The following is a 19,267-nucleotide window of genomic DNA, read 5'->3' on the forward strand; positions in this document are numbered from 1 at the left end:
GCAAGGCGATCCGTCCGCGGCTCCGGCGGCCAACCGCCGTCATGTTAGGCGCGGTAAGCAGCAAACCATCGCGACGGATTGCAGCCGGGCGGCCAGCGAAAGGACAATGGTGCCCATGACCGCCGTAACCCTCCTTGCCTTTGCCGGGCTGTGCCTGCTGCTTTCCGTGACCCCCGGCCCGGACACGTTCCTGGTGCTGAGGATCTCGCTGCAGAGCGCCGGAGCCGGGCTGGCGGCGGCGCTGGGCTCGGCACTGGCATCCCTGGTCTGGGCCGCGCTGGTGGGAGTGGGGCTCGCCGCTGTGCTGGAGGACTCGGCGGAAGTGTTCCGTTGGCTGAAGATCGCGGGCGGGCTGTACTTGCTGTATCTGGGAATCTCGTCGCTGATCCGGGCGCGACGCACAACTGCCTCCCCGGCGGCCGGGCACGCTCCCCGCCCGAGCTACAGCCGAAGGACCGGCTTCGGCGCCGGCGCGTTCTCCACACTGCTCAACCCCAAGGTCGGCCTGTTCTACCTCGCCGTCGTGCCGCAGTTCATTCCGCACGGCGGCAACACACTGGACACCGCCATGGTGCTCGGTGCCATCGAAAGCGCCATTGGATTCCTTTACCTGGCGGCTGTAGCCGTCGCGGCAGCGAAGGCAATGGCCTGGTTGCAGCGCCCCCGGGTCAGCAGTTGGCTCGAACGCGGCAGCAGCGGCATCATCGGCGCCCTCGGCCTGGGCGTACTGGCATCCAGCACCAGCTCATAGCGGCGCGCCGGACCTCAACGGACAGGTGCAATTCCCTATCCGGCAGAGAGCCAGCCCGCTCAAGAGCCGAGCCGGTTGTCCGTCTCCCTCCGCTGCGCCTTCAGCAGCCGCAGTCCGCTGGCCAACACGCCCACATGGCTGAACGCCTGGGGAAAATTCCCGAGGAACTCCCCGGTATCGGGGTGGATCTCTTCAGGAAGCAATCCCAGCGGATTGGCCCGGCTGCACAAGGACTCGTAAAGTTCATGTGCCTCCTCGACCCGTCCCTGTCCCGCCAGATTGTCCACTAGCCAGAAGCTGCAGAGCAGAAACGCCCCTTCGCTGCCAGGGAGCCCGTCAGGGGAAACGTGTGGCAGGTAGCGGAACAGCAGACCGTTTCCGGCGTCGAGCTCGGCGGCAACGGCGGCCGTGGTGGCTACCATTCGAGGGTCCCCGAAATCGATCACATTTCGGATGGGAAGCGTGAGCAAGGAGGCATCCAGGCCTCCGCTGCCGCCCAGATGCTCTGTCAATGTACGCCGCTCGTCGTCCCAGGACTGGGTCAACGCCGCTTGCCGGATCTCCCGGGCTGTCCTCTCCCAGCGGAGCTTGGGGTACGGAAGGCCGTCCCGGCGGGCGATCCGGATCGCGCGGTCAATGGCCACATAGCAAAGGGCAGCCGAGTACGTGAACGTACGGCCCGGGGTCCGGATTTCCCAAGGACCGGAGTCCGGGATCCGCCATCGCCGGATCGCCATCTCCACGATCGGCGTCAGCGCCGCCCAGAGCTGTTTGTCCACCCGTTTGCCGCTGTTCGACCACTGATAGGCGATGTCAATGATTTCGCCGTAGACATCGTGCTGGAGCTGATGGCTGGCCCCGTTTCCCCAGCGGACCGGGGCTGAGCCACGGTAGCCCCGCAGCTGGGAATCCAGCCGTTCCTCGGGTGGCTGCGAGCCGTCGAGGGCATACATCACCTGCGGTGTGCCATCGCGTTCGACATTTGTCAGGACCCACGCGAGGAACACATCGGCATCGCTGGGATCACCGATCCGCCTGAACACATAGTTGGAGAACGACGCGTCACGCACCCACGTGTATCGGTAGTCCCAGTTCCGCGGCGTGCCGGGCCATTCCGGCAACGACGACGTCGCGGCAGCCAGTATGGCGCCTGTCTCCGCATGATCCAGCAACTTGAGCGTGAGAGCGGAACGCTTCATCAGCTCGGCTTGGGATCCTTCGCAGTCCAGGCCTGTTGCCCAGCGGCGCCAAGCGTAAACGGTTTGGTCGATCAGCTTCTTGCTCTCCGGATGCTGACGGAGCCGGAACCGACCCGACCAGTGCAGGACCATGGTCAGGGTCTCTCCGGCCCGGAGCGTGATGGCCGCGGAGAGCCCGCGCCCGTCAAGGCGGAGTTCAACGGACGACCAAAGATAGACTTCCTGCATTCCGTCCTGCTGCCAGTCGAACCGCCAGCCGGTGGCCAGAGCGTCGAAGGTCACCCCCGCCTTCGGTCTCAGGCTGATGCGCAGCGGGACGTCTCCGCCCACTGCCCGCGCCTGGCGAAGCAGCTCCGAGCGGCCGGCGGGCACCGGCTCGGACAGGTCGGCGCCCGAGCGCAGGGTCAGGGCATCAGTGACCTGGAGCATGCCCCGGTCAGAAATGAAGGAAGTGACCAGCACGCAGGAATCTTCCACGTAGCGCTGGAACGACGCCAGTGTATTCGTCGGAGCGATTTCAAAGCGGCCGCCGTACTCAGCGTCGAGAATTCCGGCCAAAAAGGGAGGGCTGTCGAACTCGGGAAGACAGAGCCACGTAATCGCTCCGTCACGTCCCACCAGGGCGCAGGTGGAGCCGTCCCCGATAAGACCGTGATCCTCAATGGGCAGATACCCGTCACGGCTAACCACCGGGCGCGCCTGCGCCGCAGTGATCATGGCCGATCACTCCTTCTGGTCAGTTTGAGCCTTCCATCTGGATTCTCTCTCGCTTCCGCCGAGGATGCCACCCCCGAGTTGGCACGTTGACTCCGCGACTTTTCACGACAACGGCGGCCGGTCCTGAAGAGGACCGGCCGCCGCCGAATGAAGATCAGGGTTGCATCAGGCCTTGGCCTTGCGCTTCACCCAGCCCCATACAGCTGTAGCCACCAGGAGCACGAGGCCGATGATGGCCAACCAGAGCAGGCCCTTCACGGCGAAGCCCAGGATCGAAAGAATAAGCCAAATAATAAGTAGTGTGATTATTAGTCCCATACGGAAAGCCTAAGCCACCCAGGTGGCTGTTCCCGAACGATCAGTGATCGTGGCGGAAGATGGCCACGGCTTCGCGGACCGCGTAGTAGACGATGACCATGCCGGCCACGGGGTCGGCCCACCACCAACCGGCAAAGGTGTCCAGCAAGATCCCGGCCAGCACGGCGGCTGCCAGAAGACCGTCGATAAACGTCACTTTGCCCTCTGCTATCAGAACGGGATTGCCCAGTGCCTTGCCCGTGCGGGCTTTTCCGGCTGAGAGGGCGAACATGACCACGGCCGTGAAGGCCGTCCAGACAATTCCGGTGGGGCTCGGCCGTGCGTGGTGCCCGGCTGCCAAGGCAAGTCCGGACTGGATGAGCAGATAGAGAGCCAGGGCAACGAACGCCCCGGCGATCAGCCTCAACGCGAACCGTTGACGCCGTTCCCCGGCCCCGGAGAGTTCCCAGATCACCACGATGCTGGCACCTATCTCGATCAGGCTGTCCAGGCCGAAGCCGGCCAGCGCCACCGATCCGGCCGTGGTGGAAGCGACGGCAAGAACTCCAACGCCGACGACGTTCCAGCCCAGCGTGATGCCCTCAAGGATGAACCCGCGATGTTTCCGGCGCGCGATCTCGGGGCGCTTCACAATTTCAGGCAGCATCCGTGCTCTCTTTCCCGGCGCCTCCGGCCTTTCCGGCGACGGGGGCCGGCAGGCCGGCCAGCCGCTCGATGACGGCAAGCCCGGCCGGGGTGCCCGGCCAATGCCGCCGCAAAGACTCCGGACCCGCAGAGCGGATCACGGAACGAAGAACCAGGGCCATGACGATCACGTCATCGGCATAGCCAATCAGCGGGAGGAAGTCCGGGACAAGATCCAGCGGCAAGAGCAGATATCCCAACAAAAGGAACAGCTTGATCCGAGCGCCGCGGGATACCGCCGGGTCGGTCGCCAATCGCCTCAGCACGCGCAGAACATCTGGCAGCAGCCGCAACGCTTCCCGCATACCCACCGTCTCAGGATGGGACCTCGCATAGACCCACAACGCCAGCAGAAGAACCGCGTAGACACCAGCCAGCCCGGCCAGGATCCCCAGCGCCGCCTGCCACCACTGCACGGCCCCTACTCCCCGGCCTCAGGCAGGCCATGGCCTGACGGGGCATGCAGAGTCGCGTAGACCTTCTCGGCGTACTCGTCGAAGACAGCGGAGCACTTGCGCAACCGCTCCTCGGCTGCCTGGGCTTCCGGCAGTTCCAGAACGTCACGGCTTTTCAGACCGCGAAACCAACGCCGCAAGCGGTCCAGCCTTTGTTCTTCCTCTTCCAGCTCCGCCAGCGTGAACTTGCCCGTTCGGGTTTCCTTGGCGATTTCGCCCTCGAACGCCCCGCAATCGCCGGTGAATTCCTTCCACTCATCCAACCTGAGCTCCTTGAATGCCGAGCGCAGGCCTTCCACTCCCGGATCTCCGCTACCCGGCGTGGGCAGGACGAGGACGCTGCCGGTTCCGCGGCCGGCCAGCTCCACGACCCTCGGCACTGCCTCCGAGAAAAACGGCGTGTCCGGAACGGTCCACACCCCTGAGGCCACTGGCGCAGCACCGACCCTCCGGAGCTCCCGCCACACACCGACCCTTGTCCGTGAGGCCTCACCCGTCAACCGGACAATAAGAACTAACCAATCCATGCGTCAATCATATACTGCTACAACAAGGGGAGTAACAGCTGTTACATCAACCGTTGCTCTGGACGGCACGGATGCTTGAGGGCCTCGGCTGGTACGGTCGGTCGGTCCGATGGCAGCCCTATCGGTGAGGTCTGAAAATACGGTAGCTCCGGGTGCCTTGGGATGGGACTTTCTGCCTCGCCCGAAGTGCAGGCCGCCTAGGCGGGTTCTGGATACCGACGGCGGAAACTATGCCCCCGAGGATCAACAACACCGCAGTCACCCCCACCATTCGGTGAAATCCGTCGAGCCCAAGTTTGCCGCCCACGACCAGGCCCACGAGGGCGATGCCGATCAGACCGGCTACCCTGCTGACGGCGTTGTTCACTGCCGAGCCGATGCCTGCCTGCTCTTCCGAAACCGAACCGAGAATGGCCGCGGTCAGCGGTGCGACTGTCGCCGAGAGCCCGACTGCGAACAGGAGGATCCCAGGCATCAGCTCGGTCCAGTAGTCGACCGGGATTTCCGACGCGAGCATCAGGAGATAGCCGCCCCCGGCGAGAGCAGGTCCGAGGGCCATGAACCACCTCGGTCCGAACCGCCCTGCCAGTGCACCGAACCATGACGCCAGGAGGATGTTGACGATGCTGACCGGAAGTAACGCCAGCGCGGCCATCGTCGCCGGAAACCCTGCGACCTGCTGCAGGAAAAGCACGATGATGAATCCGCCGATCGACAAGGCGGCGTAGATGAAAGCCGTAGCCACGTTGCCGACGGCAAAGTTTCTGACGGAAAAGAGGCTGAGGGGCAAGAGCGGCTGATGCGCCGTCCTCTCCCGCCAAATGAATCCGGCGAGGCACAGGATGCCGAGGGTGAGGGGCGTCAGAATGAGCGGACTCCCCCAGCCATAGTTGCCCTGTTCGATCAACGCGTAGACCGGTCCCGCCAACCCGAGCACGCAGAGCACGGCACCCGCGTAGTCGATCCGCACGCCCTTCTTGCGAACATCCTTGGCCGGCAGCACGGCTAACAAGTACAAGGTCACGGCAATGGGCAGGACGTTGATTCCGAAGATCCAGCGCCAGCCCACCGAATCCACGAGCACTCCGCCGAGCAGGGGTCCCGCAATGAAAGCCACGGTTGTACCAGCAGTCCACTGGCCGATTGCCTTCGCCCGGGGCGCTTCGTCGAAATTTGATGTGATCAGGGCCAGGGAACTGGGCACCAGCAAGGCGCCCGCGACGCCTTGAAGCGCCCTGGCCAGGACCAGCCAGTCCGCTGTGGGTGCCAGCGCACACATCACTGACGTCGCCCCGAACCCGATCAGGCCTGCCCGGAGAACGAGAACCCGGCCCAGCACATCAGAGAGCGAACCGGCGACCAGGATCAGTGAACCCAGGGTGATCAGGTACGCATCGACAACCCACTGCTGCGTCGTCAGTCCGCCACCCAGTTCACGGGAAATGGCCGGCAGCGCTACGTTGATGACGCTGCCGTCGAGAAACGACACAAAGGATGCGAGAATCGCGATCCAAAGCACAAGCCTCTGCGTACGCGCCGACGGTAGGGAACTCACCCCTCAAGCTAACACCCGCACCCGAGGTCGGCGGACTCTCACACGAACTCAGTCCCCCGCAACTGGCCCGTCTTCAGTGCAGGCGTTGCTGCCAGTCCTTGGGGACACGCGAGGCCGGGCCGGGGACGGTCTGGTCAAGAGGATGGTGGTCCGGCGGTTCAAGATCCGGTCCGTCGATAAAGGAGGAGCTTGGATAGTGGAAGAACCAGTTTTCGCCAGGTTCGAAGCTACGGATGACCGGGTGGCCGGTGGCGTGCGCATGCGCCGTGGCGTGCTGGGCCGGCGAGGCATCGCAGCACCCGATGTGACCGCACTGGGCGCAACGGCGTAGATGCAGCCACCACCCTCCGCCGGCCAGGCACTCAACGCAACCGGTCCCACTTGGTGGAACCGACTCCGCAATTCCAGGTATGGCGTTCATGTGGTTTGCCTCTTGGATCTGGGTGTCCGTCGACTCACCCACAACCCTACTCCGGGGGACAATCCCAGCGAAGGAATAGCAGCGCGTGCGAATCGCCGCTCCTGAAATGTTTCTGGCGTCAACGCCGCCAGCGGTCCGGATCCACCTCAAGGCCCGCGCGGTCCCAGTGTCCCGTTTCGGCTGCCGCCTCGTACGTGGAATGGAGGAACCGCAACACCGTGCCGTCTGGGTTCGGCGCGGAACGGACGCTTTCGTACGGGAGAAGGTACAGCCTGTCGCTTTGGCGATATGCGGCTGCGTCGACGTCGCTGACATACCCGGCGTAGCCACCTGGTTCGGGGTAGGCGTAGGCATAGAAGGCCCCTTCCTCCCCTACCCCGGGCCAGAACCCGCAACTGCTCAGCTCGTGGGAGTAGCCCTCCACCATTACCCAGTCCGCGCAGTTCGGGACCCCGCCCGGGTGGGTAGGCGCCACGCGTCCAGAGAAGCGCGCGTACGCCAGGTCCATGCCTCCCCAGAAGAAATGGACGGGACTGGCTTTGCCTCTGAAGTTGGAGCTGAATTCTTTCAGCACGCGGTCCGCCTGGACTAGCTGCTGCCAGAACAGCCGGACGGCAGGCGGGTCGTAGGAGGCGTGCAGGTGGTCTTCGGCGAAGGGAATGGCCGGTTCAACCTCGTTCGGAACTGCACGGATGGAAGCCTGAATGCCGAGCCGGGCAAGGGTCTCGAACACCTCCGCATGGAATTGCGCTACCGGCTTGGGTTCGAGGACGATGCTTGCGGCATTTCCGTCGCTGGAGCGGACATCTAACCGGTGGTCACAGAAATCGAATTCGATGTCGAAGGCCCCTCGCCCGTAAGGAATTGCCGACGTCGTCAGTCCGCGCGGCGTGACGTACAGCGTCACGTGCCACCAGTGGTTCAGCATCGGGGTGAGCGCCATGCGGATCTTGCCGATAATTTGCGTCCATAAGTGCAGAGTGTCCCTGGTCTGGATCCAATCCTCGACCCGAAGTTGGGGCCATCCGCTATAAGTGCCGGGACCTTCAGCCGCGTCCATCGCAGCTCCTTCCGTGCTGCACACCGCCTCGACGATTTACCTCCGGCCGTGCCCGCTGGTTCCATCCGTGGTGGATGACCGCAGGGCAACAGGTGCCAGCACTGGACTGGGACCGCCGCTTCTGCGGGCGAGCCTACGCCGACGCCGGAAGGCCAGCAAGGTTCCGCCGCGGAGGGCGGCGGCTCGCAATACGGCGCCGCCTGCGGCACGCCGTCCACTGTGGTCAGCCCAGTTCCTTTCGCCACGCGCCTTCCACGCCGCCCGCAGGAGTGAAGCCAACCGCTTCGTTGACTGCCTGCATCGGGCGGTTCTCCTCGGCCTTGAACGTGTAGATGAGCTCCGCCGCACCCCCAGTTGCCGAAGGTTCGCCACCTTGAGCAGCATGCCGAGTCGATGACCCCGGTTAGGCTTGCAGTCATGGCGATCATCCACCAGGCAGAACTGCAGCCGACGAAACTTGAACTTCTCGCAGCGTGGCTGCCCCGCCAGCCATGGTTTACGGAACCCGACACGGCAGCGCTGCACAAAGTCGGCTCTTACCGATTCGACGACCCCGCCGGCGAGGTCGGCATAGAAACCATCATCGTGTCTGTGGGCAGCTCCACTTTTCAAGTCCCACTCACGTACAGGGCCCAGCCCCTGGCCGGCGCGGAATCGTGCTTAGTCGGAACTATGCAGCATTCGGTTCTCGGCCCGAGGTGGGTTTACGATGCGTGCGCCGATCCCGTCTACGTGGCAGCGCTGGCGGCGATCATCATGCTGGGCCGGCCACAGGCAGAGCAATACCTCCAAAAAGGGGAAAACCTGGAACTTCTGGCCCAGACGGTCTACGTGCGAAGCTCGGGGCCGAAACGCGATGTAGTTCCTGACCTCTCTTCGGCGGCACCGCGCGCCACCGACGCGGGTACCGCCATCGAGACGGCCGACCTCCGCTTGCTCGTTATCCGGCGGCTGGACCTGGATGAGCAACCGGTCGGCCCGCTGGCGCTTACTGGCACCTGGGAAGGGCAGAAGGACAACGTCAAACTCGCCGCCATCAGTGGTGCCTGACGTCTTCGCGGGTTAGGGGCGCTCGTCTCCGCCGGTGTCCCGAAGACGGTTCTTGTCTTCCTGCTGTTCAGGCTGGTTTCCGTGCTGTTCCCGCAACTCGCGCCCGCGGCGAATGTCCTCTTCTTCGCGGGCCTGGAGCTTGTCGCTCTGTTTCGTATCCCGTGGCGGCAATTGGATGGTCTCTTCGGCCTCAATGCCAGCCTGGAGTTGGCGTCCTCGCTCCATCTCGGCGTCGAACTCGGCACCGAACAGCAGCGACATGTTCAGGATCCACAGCCACAGCAGCGAGATGATGACGCCGCCGATCGCACCATAGGTCTTTTCGTAGCTATTGAAGTTGGCCACATAAAAAGCGAAGGCCAGTGACGCCAGCAGGAAGATGACCAAAGCGATAGCGGAACCCAGGCTCATCCAGCGGAACTTGGGCTGCTTTACGTTCGGCGTGGCGTAGTAGAGGATCGCGATCGCGAGAATCACGAGCAACAAGATCACGGGCCACTTGAGAATGTTCCACGCCGTCAGGACGGCCCCGCCCAGGCCGATCGCGTTGCCGACGGCCTCGGCCACCGGCCCGCTCAGCACCAGCATGGCCGAAAGGACAAGAACGATCAGCACGGTGGCAATGGTGACGGCGAGCATCGTGCCCCGAAGTTTGATGAACGGCCGGCCCTCGTCGATTTCGTAGATCCGGTTCATGGCACGGCCAAAGGCTCCGACATAGCCGGAGGCGGACCAGAGGGCGGTGAGGATGCCGAGCACCAGGGTGAGCCCGGCAGCGGAGGAATTGCTGAGCTGCTCGACTGGTTGTTTGATCGCCTGCACAGTTTCAGCAGGCGCGAAACCCTGGACGATCTCCAGCAGCGCGGACGTGGTCTTCTCTGTCTGCCCGAAGATGCCCAGCAAAGACACGAGGGCCAACAGCGCCGGGAAAATTGAGAGGACCGAGTAGTAGGTCAGGGCTGCGGCAAGATCCGGGCACTGGTCCTTCGTGAATTCACGCAGGGTTTTCTTGGCGATGTACTTCCACGAGGGCTTGGTGACGTCGGCCGGGCTGTCCGGTTTACGGGCGTCGTCCGGGGCAGGTGCCGTGCGGGCCTTGGCGGTGCTGCTCTCGTCCGTTTCGGCATCGGTCATGGATTCATCTTCTGCCTTGGTTGGGTTCTTGGCCATGGAAATTCCTTCGTGGGGTTAAGGGAAATGGCCGGCCGCCCAGCGCATCAGCGAGGGCAGCCGGCCTTATTCAGACGCGGCCTTAGGCCTGCTGAACGTTGTCCTTGGCTTCGGCAGTCCGGTCCTTGACGTCCTCCACAGCGGCCTGCCCGTCTGCCTTGAGGTGATCGGTAGCGTCCGCGGCAGTGGCTTTGACGTTCTCCATGGCTTCCTGAGCGGGCTCCTTGAGCCCTTCGGCCACGTGCTTGGCGGCTTCCGTCAGTTCCGTGGTGAGTGGCTCGGCTGCCGTTTTGAGGGCATCAGCTGCTTCACGCTCCTTCTGGCTGGCCGGGATCAGGGAGGAAACGAGCAGCCCGGCACCGAAAGCGATCAGCCCGGCAGCCAGCGGGTTCCCTTGTGTCCTGTACTTCAGCTGGCCGGGGGCGCCCGCAACTGCGGAGCCCGCATCACTCATGTGCGCACCGACGCTTCCGGTAGTTGAGTGGACGTGGTCGGCGGTGTGGTCTGCGGCTCCCATGACTTTATCCTTCACTCCGAAGACGGCGTCTTTGACGTTCTCTTTGACTCTGTCCGTCTGCCGCTGGACGATATGCGACGGCGTGACTTTGTCAGCGACGGCGTCCACGTTGGTGCCCAGGCGGGCACGGGTTGCTTCAATATCTGCTCGGATGACATCCGGGTTTTCACTCATCGTGTTTCCTCGCTGAATCTAGGAGTTGGGTTTTAGGGTGGGCGGGATTTCCTGGAGGGTTTCAGCCGTCCTCGGCATGCCCTTGATCGCGTTCAGTTCCTTGCGGCCCATGGCTGCCAGAACGGCGGCGACAATTGCCCAGATGACGGCGACAACAACAGCGGACCAGCCCAGTCCCATCACGGTCCCCAGCGCCCACCAGAGCGCCAAAGACAGGAACAGAAGCACGAAATGGCCAGCGACGCCGGCGCCGGCGAGCATGCCGGCGCCTTTGCCTGCCCGCGTGGCCGACTGCTTGAGTTCGACCTTGGCCAGTTCCACTTCCTGTCGCATCAGGGTGGACATGTCCCGTGTGACCTCACCGAGAAGGTCACCCAGGGAAGTCGATTCAGCCTTTGCCTGCGCGGCTGTGGGAGGCATTTCGCTGCTCATCGACGGCCACCGTTAAAGGGGTCATCGCGCAGCGGATCAGCCTGCTGCATTGGCTCACCGGCCACGGACTCTGATGCCCGGCGGCCCTGCCCGGCGTCGCGGAGCGGATCGGGGGCTCCCAAATCGGAGTCCAGCGGATTCGGCGGGTAAGTGTCCGCGAGGCCCGCCGTCGTGGTTTGCGGAGCGGGCATCTGCACCGGCGGCGGCGGAACCGCCACCCCGTTATCAGGGATCCGGCCGGCAGCGGACGTGCCGGTAGCGGCAGCGCCCGTCGCTTCGGGGGCGCCGGCGCTCAAGCTGCGGCTGAGACGTCCGGCCAGTACACCGGCTCCGGCCGCGAGCAGGAGGAAAGTCCCCGGGCGCTGGCGGGCAAAGGACTTGACCTCGGTCAGCAGCGAACCCGGGTCCCGGCCATCGAGCCAGGACGCAACAGCGGAGGACCGCTCGGCGGCCTGGCGCACGAGGTCCGTGGCCACGCCGGGCTGTTCGGAGGCTGCCGCCATGGAATGCAGTTCCCCGGCGACGGATCGCAGACCTTCGGCGACCTTCTGCTGCTGGGTTCCTGCCTGCTCGGTGAGATCGGACTTTGCCTGGTGCAGCAGGTCCCGCGCGTTGGTCTTGACCTCGGAGGCAACGTTGGCTGCCTCCGTCTTGGCCGTCTCGGCGACGTTCTGGGCGGCGTCTGCCGCGTGCCGCGTTACGTCTGCAGCTTCGTCTTTGGCGGCTTCCTGTTTGGAGTCAGCTCGTCCCGCGCCTTGCGGGGGCACGACTCCAACGCCGGCGTACCGGTCCGGGGAAGCTTCGGGTGCTGCCTGGGCCCATGGATTCTGTGTCATCGTTGCTCTCTTTCAGGAATGGTCCGCTTGGGATCGTGACTAGCGCTACCGGATGAAATTAGTAAGCACGGTTACTAACTAGATAGTAAGCACACTTGCTATATGTTGCGCAAGGCCCGGTCGAAAATTGGGCGGGCCACCTCCCGCTCATCAGGAGGCGCGCCGTGCGCCATGCTGGCCGCGTGCGAAAAATAGTAAGCATACTTGCCAAAAGGGTGTCCGGCGTGCGTAGGGTGGGGGTCCAGCGTCGGCGCTTAGTGCCGCCGTCGCAGGCAGCGTGACTTTCGTTGCCACCCAATCAGGAAGGTCTTCTTCGTGATCCTCGCCCGTGAGCCCGACGCCCGGAACAGCTACCGGCTTCTCACCACAGCGGCCCGCCTGGTGCAACGCCTCCACGACGACGCCCTGGCGCCACTGGGATTGACGCGTGCCGCCGTCATCGCGCTGGAAGCCGTGGCACCCTGCCCCATGTACCAGGAACAGCTGGCCGCCAGAGTTCATGTTCAAAGCCAAACCCTCGGCCGCGTCCTTGCCCGGCTCGAGGACGCGGGCCTGGTCACGAGGACACGAAACCCGGAGGATCGGCGCCAATTTCAGGTGGAGATCACCGAGGCCGGCCACGCGGCACTGCAGGCCGCCTCCAGGGCTGAGCGTGCAGCCGTTCCTGCCGACTTCGACGGGTGGGAGGCCCTGTCTGAGCAACTCGCCCGGTTTGTGGACTTCTTCCAGACTCCACGGCCCGGCACCCCCGGCTCCACGTGTCCTCCCCCGTCCAAAGACGGCCCCCGGCGCCCATGAACTAGCCTCCCGCGCCTGGTTGCGTCGGGGGCCTCCCCGCTGGCACCCACGGCCGGTCGCCGCTTTTCGAGCAGTTCGGACCGGCAAAAGGCGAGCAAGACGGAAGGCCGCCGAGCCGGGTATTGCGCGTTACTACGCATGCTGATTAAATCGCCGTTACGGCCGCATTCCACGACCGGACTACCGAAAGGAAGTACAAAGATGGGAATTCTCGCTTTTCTCATTCTCGGCCTTATCGCCGGCGCCATCGCCAAGGCGCTCCTTCCCGGCCGGCAGGGAGGCGGCTGGCTGATCACACTCGTTGTTGGCGTCGTCGGCGCAATCCTCGGGGGTTGGATCGGCTCGCTGATCTTCGGCGGAGGGCTCGCTGACTTCTTTGACCTGCGGACCTGGCTGCTCTCCATCCTCGGGGCCGTTATTGTGCTCCTGATCTATGGGGCTCTTGCTGGTCGCAGGACCAGGGCGTAGCAGCCTCGATCCTTCGGATGCAGGACTGCCCTTGAGGGCGCCCTGCGTTCTGTCAGACGGTTGCGGGCCGGTTCTGGAACACCCGGAGGAAACTCCCTGAGTTTCTCGGCCCGCGCCGCCGAGTCAACCTCATGACGGTTCACCTCACGCCGGGCCCCTGCCGCACTGCCCCTGCTGCGCGATGATTCGTCGAGCGCAGGCTTTGAAGGCGCTCGAGCGCAGTTCCGACGGCCGGTTCCGCCGTCGCCATCGTAGGGAGCAGCCCGCCAAAGCGGCAGAAGTCGTTGCTCCGCGCGCATCCGACATCATGCGACCAGAGATGCAAACAGCAAGGAGATAGCCATGGACAATCTATTCCGCCGCACAGGCATCGACGTGCCTGAACCGGTCCGGCGCTTCCTGCAAGGCGAGACGGAAACCTGGCTCAGGGTCGAGGAATATCGGGACGGAAACACGTTGGTGGTCAGAACCGACATCCCCGGCATCGACCCGGACAAGGACATCGATATCACGGTCACCGACGGCAACTTGAATATCGTTGCAAGACGCCCGGAACCCGCGCACAAGGATCAACCGGGATACCGAAGCGAGGTGCGGTACGGCGAGTATTCGCGAAGTGTCCCGCTGCCCCGCGGCGCGGATGCAGACACCGTCGAGGCCAGCTACATCGACGGCGTCTTGGAAATCCGTGCCCAGATCCCGGAGCAGTCCGGACCGTCCGCCACAAAAGTCCACGTCTCCCGCGGTGGAAGCCAGTCACCGGAAGCACCAGAAAACTTCGTGACCTGACGGGCCATTCCGGCCCTCGACTCGCCCGCACCCACCACCGACCGCCCCGCGCCACATGGTATGGCGAAGGGGGCGGCGGTCTTGGTCCGCCGGCGCCCAGCCGTGGCACTTCCTACGCAGCCCTCGCGACAGAGCGGAAACACCTCATGACTATCAAGATCAACGACGCTGCATCATGCCCGGCAGCTCATCAAGGACTCGAGGATTGCCCGGGATTCCCGCGACGACTGGAGTGAGCATGCGCCCGGCGCCGAGGAAGAAAACGCATTCATCGACAAGCACGGGTACACGGAGTACGGAACGTGGCATCTGGGAGAAGATGCCGAGAAGACGCACGACACCAAGGGGCGCTACAGCTTTCCCTTCGGTGATTTCCGCCGGCTGCATCGTTGCGCGATTCTCGCTATCGAGAGCCGGGCCGCCCAGAACAACCACGACGACATCGCCGCAGCTGCGAAGTCCCTGCTCGACGAACTCGACCAGGACTAGACCCGGCCGTACACCGTTCTCTGTCAACTGTCGCCGCACGCAAGGACCCCACCGGGAGGGCCCGGCATGCCCGCCACGGGTGTTCTCGCCGGGCCGTCTCCTGGGCGCCGGGCTCCCCCGCGTGCCCTCCGGCGGAGCCCACCCGCCGGGAGCCCAGCTATTCATAAGGGGACTTCCTAATCTAACCGCGCTCGTGATATAACACGGAAAACGGCGCGGGAGAAGTCCCTGCGCAACGGGACCGGTCCCAGCCTCCTGATCGAATGGCGGCGCATTCCAATGGACAATTCCCACCGGCTCCAAGCCGGACTGGCGGTGGCGACAACGTTCATCCCCAGTCTCTACCCGCCTTCGTCTTCAGGCCGCCGCTCGCGAAAGTCACGCGCCGGACCCTGGCCGTACCTGAACGGCGGGTCGGCTCGGAAGATCTCAGCTGAGCGCACTGCCCGTCTAATCGTCGCCCTCTCCCGGAGTTCGTAGCTCCGCGGACGCTTCCCAAGCACCGGACAGCACCAAAGTTTCCTGTCCGGTACCGGTCAGGCGGTCCATCAAGGGCTCCCGATCGGACCAACTATTTCAATCTACGAGATCCAAGGAGACGTCATGCTCACCACCGAACAAATTGACCGTCTGCTCAGCCAAGGCGCAAATGTCCTGTCGGGAGACGGAGAAAAAATCGGCTCCATCGGCCAGGTCTTCGTGGACAACGAAGCCGGACAGCCCAGCTGGGTAACCGTCCGTACGGGCTTGTTCGGGATGTCCGAATCATTTGTGCCCCTCGAGGGTGCTCGACTAGAGGGCAATGACATCGTCGTTCCATACAACAAGAATCAGGTCAAGGACGCGCCAAGGATCGACGCCGATCGGCCTCTGGAGCCTGCCGAGGAAGACCGGCTCTACCAGCATTACCGGATGGACACCGGAGGCACCTACACCGACGCGGATATAGCTGACGCATCATCCACCACGCGGCAGGACACCACCGGAACAGACCGCACGGAAACCCGCGACGCCACCGACGCGGACCGCGCCCAAACCCGTGACACCACCGGCACAGCCGGTTACGACGCCACCGACGCGGACCGCGCCCAAACCCGTGACACCACCGGCACAGCCGGTTACGACGCCGCCGATGCGGACCGCGCCCAAACCCGTGACGCCACCGGCACAGCCGGTTACGACGCCACCGACGCGGACCGCGCCCAAACCCGTGACACCACCGGCACAGCCGGTTATGACGCCACCGATGCGGACCGCGCCCAAACCCGTGACGCCACCGGCACAGCCGGATACGGCACAGCGACATCCACGACCGACGCCGCCACGCCACCCACGACACGGCAGGACGCCGCCGGAACCGACCGTAGCGGAACCCACGATGCCACCGGCACAGCCGGATACGGCACCACCGCGCCGGCCGCCGACGCCGCCCGGGCCGCCAGCACACCCCAGGACACGGGTACGGACCGTACCGAAACCCGCGATACCACGGGCCGGGGGCGCCTGCGGAAGTACGTCACGACGGAAACTGTCACCAGGACGGTTCCAGTGCAGCGCGAAGAGGTTCGTATCGAGCGGGAACCGATTACCGAGGAAGACCGCGGCGAGGTCTCGAACCGTCCGGACAGCGACGACGAGGTAATCCTTCACGAAGAGCGGGTCATAGTGACCAAGGAGACCGTCCCGGTTGAACGGGTCCGCATCGTTACTGAAACGGTCGCAGATGAAGTCACCATCCGTGAGAAGGTCCACAAGGAACACCTCGACGGCGAGGACAGCGACGGATCCGACGGATCCGAGGGATCCGAGGGATCCGACGCCAGCCGCGCCTGAACATGCGGATTCTTTAGATGCCCGGGGCGAGGGCTGCGACCCAAACCCCGGGCATTTGGTTGTCGGAATTGGGGTCCGAATGGGGGTGGGAGCGATTGGCGGCCCGGGCCAAACCCCTCGGCCGGCGGGGTGAACGGGATCTTCTGTCCGCCGGTACGGCTATGGCCTCTCGCCTGCGGCAGTGCCAGTATGTTGGGAATCAGGCTGAACCACGGAGCCCCGGCTCCGGGCGGAAAGGACTCGAGGCCATGACCTACATCAACAACTTCGACGATGTGGGGCGTGGCGACGTCGCCTTGGCAGGCGGCAAGGGCGTGGGACTGGGCGGCCTCAGCCAGGGAGGACTGCCGGTCCCGCCCGGGTTCGTGCTGAACACCGCAGCCTACGCGGATTATGTGGCTGCCAACCAACTCGAGGCCGGCATCCATGAACTGGCCGCACTGTCGCCCCACGCTGCGCCACAGGACTACGCGGAAGCCTCGAAACGGATCCGGGCCCTCTTCACCGGCGGCACCTTGCCGCACGCCATCGCAGCGGAACTCGGCGCCGCCTACGGGAGGCTCGGCGACGGAAACACAGCCGTGGCGGTGCGCTCCTCCGCCACGGCCGAGGACCTCGCCTCAGCCAGCTTCGCCGGGCAACAGGAAACCTACCTCAACGTCCGGGGGACGGAGGCTGTGGCCGCGGCCGTGATTGAGTGCTGGGCCTCCCTGTGGACGGCGCGTGCCATGGCCTACCGCGCCCGTGAAGGCATCGAACCGGACACGGTGCGCCTCGCCGTCGTGGTCCAGCAGATGGTCGACGCCGAGGCGGCCGGGGTGATGTTCACCGCCAATCCGTCCAACGGGCGCCGCGACCAGACGGTGATCAGTGCCGCGTGGGGCCTCGGCGAGTCCGTTGTCAGCGGATCGGTCACCACGGACGACGTCGTCGTGGAAGCAGGGTCCGGCCGTGTGCTGTCGCGCCGGACAGCTGACAAGGAGGTCATGACCGTCTACGCGGAGCGCGGCACCCGGGAGCAGCCGGTGCCGGCCACACGCCGCCGGCAGGCCGTATTGGACGACCGGGCGGCGGCCGAGCTGGCCGGCTACGGAACACTGATTGCGGAGCATTTCGGGACGCCGCAGGACATCGAGTGGGCACGCGCCGGTGGCGAGTTCTTCATCCTGCAATCCCGGCCCATCACCGCACTGCCCGAACCGGCAGCCGACATCCCGGACACCTGGCCGGTGCCCTACCGGCACGGGCTCTACTTCCGGGCAAGCATCGTTGAACAGCTGCCCGACCCGCTCTCGCCGCTGTTCGCGGACCTCATTGACGGCTCGGTGTCACGGTCGCTGAGGGCCCTGATGGCCGGCGCCGTCGGCAAGGAGGTCATCCGCGAGGACGACGTCGGGCTGCCCACTATCAACGGCTACGCCTATTACTACTACCGCAACTCGGGAATGTGGCGTGTGATGGGCAAGTCGCTGACGGCGATGCGCGCGCTGGCCCGCGGCAAGGCGCATATGGGAGTGGCCGGCTGGCGGGAATTCTCGCATCCCCGCTATGAGCAGGTGATCAAGGACTGGTCCGCGAAGCCCGTCGGGGAGCTGTCCGGAGAGGAACTGCTGGCGGGTGTGCAGACGCTGCTTGACGCCGGAACGGTGTACTACACGGCCGTGCAGTCCATCATTCCGATCGCAGCAACAAGCGAAATCTCCTTCCGGGCCTACTACGACAAGTTCGTTCGGCGCGACGGCGATCCCCCTGCCCAGACCTTCCTCCTCGGTTACGACAGCGAACCCATCCGCGCAGAGAAGTCGCTGTACGACCTCGCAGCCTGGGCACGGGACGTCCCGGGGCTGGCCGCGGCGATCCTCAACGCGCCAACCGCTGCGCTGGCCGGGCCGCAACGCACCGGGTTCCCGCCTGCCGGAGTGGACCCGGCACACTGGCAGCAATGGCACGCCCGCTTCCAGGAGCACCTCGGCCGGTTCGGCCATGCGGTCTATAACCTCGACTTCGTCAGCCCGGTGGCCGCCGACGATCCCGCGCCGCTGCTGGAGACCGTGAAGTTTTACCTGCGGGGACAGGGCAATGACCCGTACGAGCGCCAGCGGCTCTCAGCCGCCCGCCGCGAAGATGAAACCAGCCAAATCGTCGCCCGGCTCGGGCCGAGGCGCCGGGCCGCGTTCCTCCGGCTGCTCCGGTGGGCGCAAAATGCAGCCCCGATCCGCGAGGACGCCCTGGCCGATGTCGGGCTGGCGTGGCCGCTGCTGCGGCGGATGCTGTTCGAACTGGGACGACGGCTCGTCGGCTCCGCTGTCATCGCCGAGCCCGCCGACGTCTTCTGGCTGCGCCTCCGGGAGTTGCGCAGCGCCGTCGAGTTCGGCCTTGCCGGGTCGGGCACCCCGGCAGCCGTGGCGATTACCGGGGCAGACCGGCCCGTCCGCGCCGGTGCCGTCGAGGAGCGCAAGATGCTGTGGCGGGGCCAGGCCAAGGCCGCTGCCCCGCAACTGCTGCCGGAGAGCCGGTGGATGGAGCGGGCCTTCGGCTCAATGATGCCGGCAGGCCCACAGGACCAGCTCGGCGACGTCATCAAGGGCGTCGGCGCCAGCGCCGGCCGGGTCTCAGCTCCGGCCCGCGTCCTGAGGGGCCCGCAGGATTTCGGCCTGATGGAGCCCGGGGACGTCCTGGTAGCCCGCATCACAACCCCGGCCTGGACCTCGCTGTTCGCGATGGCCTCCGGTGTGGTCACCGACGTCGGCGGACCGTTGAGCCACAGCTCGATCGTGGCCCGCGAGTACGGCATCCCGGCCGTGCTCGGCACCGGTGTTGCCACCCAGCGGCTCACCAGCGGCCAACGGATCCGCGTTGACGGCGACGCCGGCACCGTCACGGTCGCAGACTGATCGCCTCATCGGGCCAGTTCCCCGAGTTCCGCCGACCACGGAGGGTTGGCGCCCTTCCGGGAGCAGGTGATCGCCGCTGCACGGTTCGCGTAGGAGGCGACTGAGTGGAGCTGATCCAGGGTCAGGGTCT

Annotated in this window: 20 protein-coding genes; 7 read left to right on the forward strand and 13 right to left on the reverse strand. The window is 65.1% G+C overall.

All coding sequences use genetic code 11. The annotated features are described in order from the left end of the window. Positions 1–115 precede the first annotated feature (115 nt). Positions 116–751 carry a LysE family translocator gene (locus B5X90_RS01430; protein ID WP_079549730.1) on the forward strand — a complete coding sequence of 212 codons (636 nt, stop codon included), beginning with the start codon at positions 116–118 and terminating at the stop codon, positions 749–751. 59 nt (positions 752–810) lie between these two features. Here B5X90_RS01430 and B5X90_RS01435 read toward each other — a convergent pair whose 3' ends face one another. The 8 genes from B5X90_RS01435 to B5X90_RS01465 form a co-directional block, all read right to left on the reverse strand. After that, positions 811–2,667 (reverse strand): glycoside hydrolase family 15 protein, encoded by a 1,857-nt coding sequence (locus B5X90_RS01435; protein ID WP_079549731.1) that lies wholly within the window; start codon positions 2,665–2,667, stop codon positions 811–813. A gap of 165 nt (positions 2,668–2,832) precedes the next feature. Continuing rightward, the gene (locus B5X90_RS20910; protein WP_028276278.1) at positions 2,833–2,985 is read right to left on the reverse strand and encodes an LPXTG cell wall anchor domain-containing protein; all 153 of its coding nucleotides are present in this window, start codon (positions 2,983–2,985) and stop codon (positions 2,833–2,835) included. A 40-nt stretch (positions 2,986–3,025) separates the two neighbouring features. Beyond that, entirely contained in the window at positions 3,026–3,631 is a 606-nt protein-coding gene (locus B5X90_RS01440) for a cation transporter (protein ID WP_079549732.1), read from the reverse strand. Further along, positions 3,621–4,085, reverse strand: a complete 465-nt coding sequence (locus tag B5X90_RS01445; RefSeq protein WP_079549733.1) for a DUF1232 domain-containing protein — start codon at positions 4,083–4,085, stop codon at positions 3,621–3,623. The genes B5X90_RS01440 and B5X90_RS01445 overlap by 11 nt, the downstream gene beginning before the upstream one ends. A 5-nt stretch (positions 4,086–4,090) precedes the next feature. Further along, positions 4,091–4,651, reverse strand: a complete 561-nt coding sequence (locus B5X90_RS01450) for a Chromate resistance protein ChrB (RefSeq protein WP_079549734.1) — start codon at positions 4,649–4,651, stop codon at positions 4,091–4,093. A gap of 118 nt (positions 4,652–4,769) precedes the next feature. After that, positions 4,770–6,170: an MFS transporter gene (locus B5X90_RS01455; RefSeq protein ID WP_079549735.1), complete on the reverse strand. Its 1,401-nt coding sequence runs from the start codon at positions 6,168–6,170 to the stop codon at positions 4,770–4,772. 109 nt (positions 6,171–6,279) lie between these two features. Further along, positions 6,280–6,627, reverse strand: a complete 348-nt coding sequence (locus B5X90_RS01460) for a UBP-type zinc finger domain-containing protein (protein ID WP_079549985.1) — start codon at positions 6,625–6,627, stop codon at positions 6,280–6,282. 118 nt (positions 6,628–6,745) lie between these two features. Continuing rightward, positions 6,746–7,687, reverse strand: a complete 942-nt coding sequence (locus B5X90_RS01465; RefSeq protein WP_079549736.1) for a DUF5996 family protein — start codon at positions 7,685–7,687, stop codon at positions 6,746–6,748. 417 nt (positions 7,688–8,104) lie between these two features. Between B5X90_RS01465 and B5X90_RS01470 the strand changes: the two genes are divergently transcribed. Next, positions 8,105–8,737, forward strand: coding sequence for a CG0192-related protein (locus B5X90_RS01470; protein ID WP_079549737.1), 633 nt, complete (start codon positions 8,105–8,107; stop codon positions 8,735–8,737). A gap of 12 nt (positions 8,738–8,749) precedes the next feature. Here B5X90_RS01470 and B5X90_RS01475 read toward each other — a convergent pair whose 3' ends face one another. The 4 genes from B5X90_RS01475 to B5X90_RS01490 all read right to left on the reverse strand — a co-directional run bounded on the left by B5X90_RS01475 (position 8,750) and on the right by B5X90_RS01490 (position 11,866). Beyond that, positions 8,750–9,907 (reverse strand): YihY/virulence factor BrkB family protein, encoded by a 1,158-nt coding sequence (locus tag B5X90_RS01475; protein WP_143264609.1) that lies wholly within the window; start codon positions 9,905–9,907, stop codon positions 8,750–8,752. A gap of 82 nt (positions 9,908–9,989) precedes the next feature. Beyond that, positions 9,990–10,598, reverse strand: a complete 609-nt coding sequence (locus tag B5X90_RS01480) for a DUF3618 domain-containing protein (RefSeq protein WP_079549738.1) — start codon at positions 10,596–10,598, stop codon at positions 9,990–9,992. Between the two features lie 18 nt (positions 10,599–10,616). Continuing rightward, positions 10,617–11,018, reverse strand: coding sequence for a phage holin family protein (locus B5X90_RS01485; protein ID WP_079549987.1), 402 nt, complete (start codon positions 11,016–11,018; stop codon positions 10,617–10,619). Between the two features lie 8 nt (positions 11,019–11,026). Further along, on the reverse strand, positions 11,027–11,866 hold the full coding sequence (locus B5X90_RS01490) for a hypothetical protein (RefSeq protein WP_079549739.1): 840 nt from the start codon (positions 11,864–11,866) through the stop codon (positions 11,027–11,029). A gap of 315 nt (positions 11,867–12,181) precedes the next feature. On the opposite strand from B5X90_RS01490, the gene B5X90_RS01495 reads away from it, so the two are divergent. From B5X90_RS01495 to B5X90_RS01505, 3 genes are all read left to right on the forward strand, one after another. Then, a complete protein-coding gene (locus tag B5X90_RS01495) occupies positions 12,182–12,664 on the forward strand; it encodes a MarR family winged helix-turn-helix transcriptional regulator (protein ID WP_079549740.1) in 483 nt (160 codons plus the stop codon). Positions 12,665–12,865: 201 nt separating this feature from the next. Beyond that, positions 12,866–13,132 (forward strand): GlsB/YeaQ/YmgE family stress response membrane protein, encoded by a 267-nt coding sequence (locus tag B5X90_RS01500; RefSeq protein ID WP_079549741.1) that lies wholly within the window; start codon positions 12,866–12,868, stop codon positions 13,130–13,132. 342 nt (positions 13,133–13,474) lie between these two features. Beyond that, the gene (locus tag B5X90_RS01505; protein WP_079549742.1) at positions 13,475–13,921 is read left to right on the forward strand and encodes an Hsp20/alpha crystallin family protein; all 447 of its coding nucleotides are present in this window, start codon (positions 13,475–13,477) and stop codon (positions 13,919–13,921) included. 159 nt (positions 13,922–14,080) lie between these two features. On the opposite strand, the gene B5X90_RS21145 is transcribed toward B5X90_RS01505, so the two are convergent. Further along, positions 14,081–14,437 (reverse strand): hypothetical protein, encoded by a 357-nt coding sequence (locus B5X90_RS21145; RefSeq protein ID WP_179128999.1) that lies wholly within the window; start codon positions 14,435–14,437, stop codon positions 14,081–14,083. A gap of 576 nt (positions 14,438–15,013) precedes the next feature. Here B5X90_RS21145 and B5X90_RS01515 point away from each other — a divergent pair. Together B5X90_RS01515 and B5X90_RS01520 are read left to right on the forward strand one after the other, a co-directional pair. Continuing rightward, the gene (locus B5X90_RS01515) at positions 15,014–16,243 is read left to right on the forward strand and encodes a PRC and DUF2382 domain-containing protein (protein ID WP_079549743.1); all 1,230 of its coding nucleotides are present in this window, start codon (positions 15,014–15,016) and stop codon (positions 16,241–16,243) included. A 248-nt stretch (positions 16,244–16,491) separates the two neighbouring features. Next, the gene (locus B5X90_RS01520) at positions 16,492–19,137 is read left to right on the forward strand and encodes a PEP/pyruvate-binding domain-containing protein (RefSeq protein ID WP_079549744.1); all 2,646 of its coding nucleotides are present in this window, start codon (positions 16,492–16,494) and stop codon (positions 19,135–19,137) included. Positions 19,138–19,267 lie beyond the last annotated feature (130 nt).

Origin of the sequence: Arthrobacter sp. 49Tsu3.1M3, assembly GCF_900168135.1 — a bacterium.
Classification (GTDB): domain Bacteria; phylum Actinomycetota; class Actinomycetes; order Actinomycetales; family Micrococcaceae; genus Arthrobacter.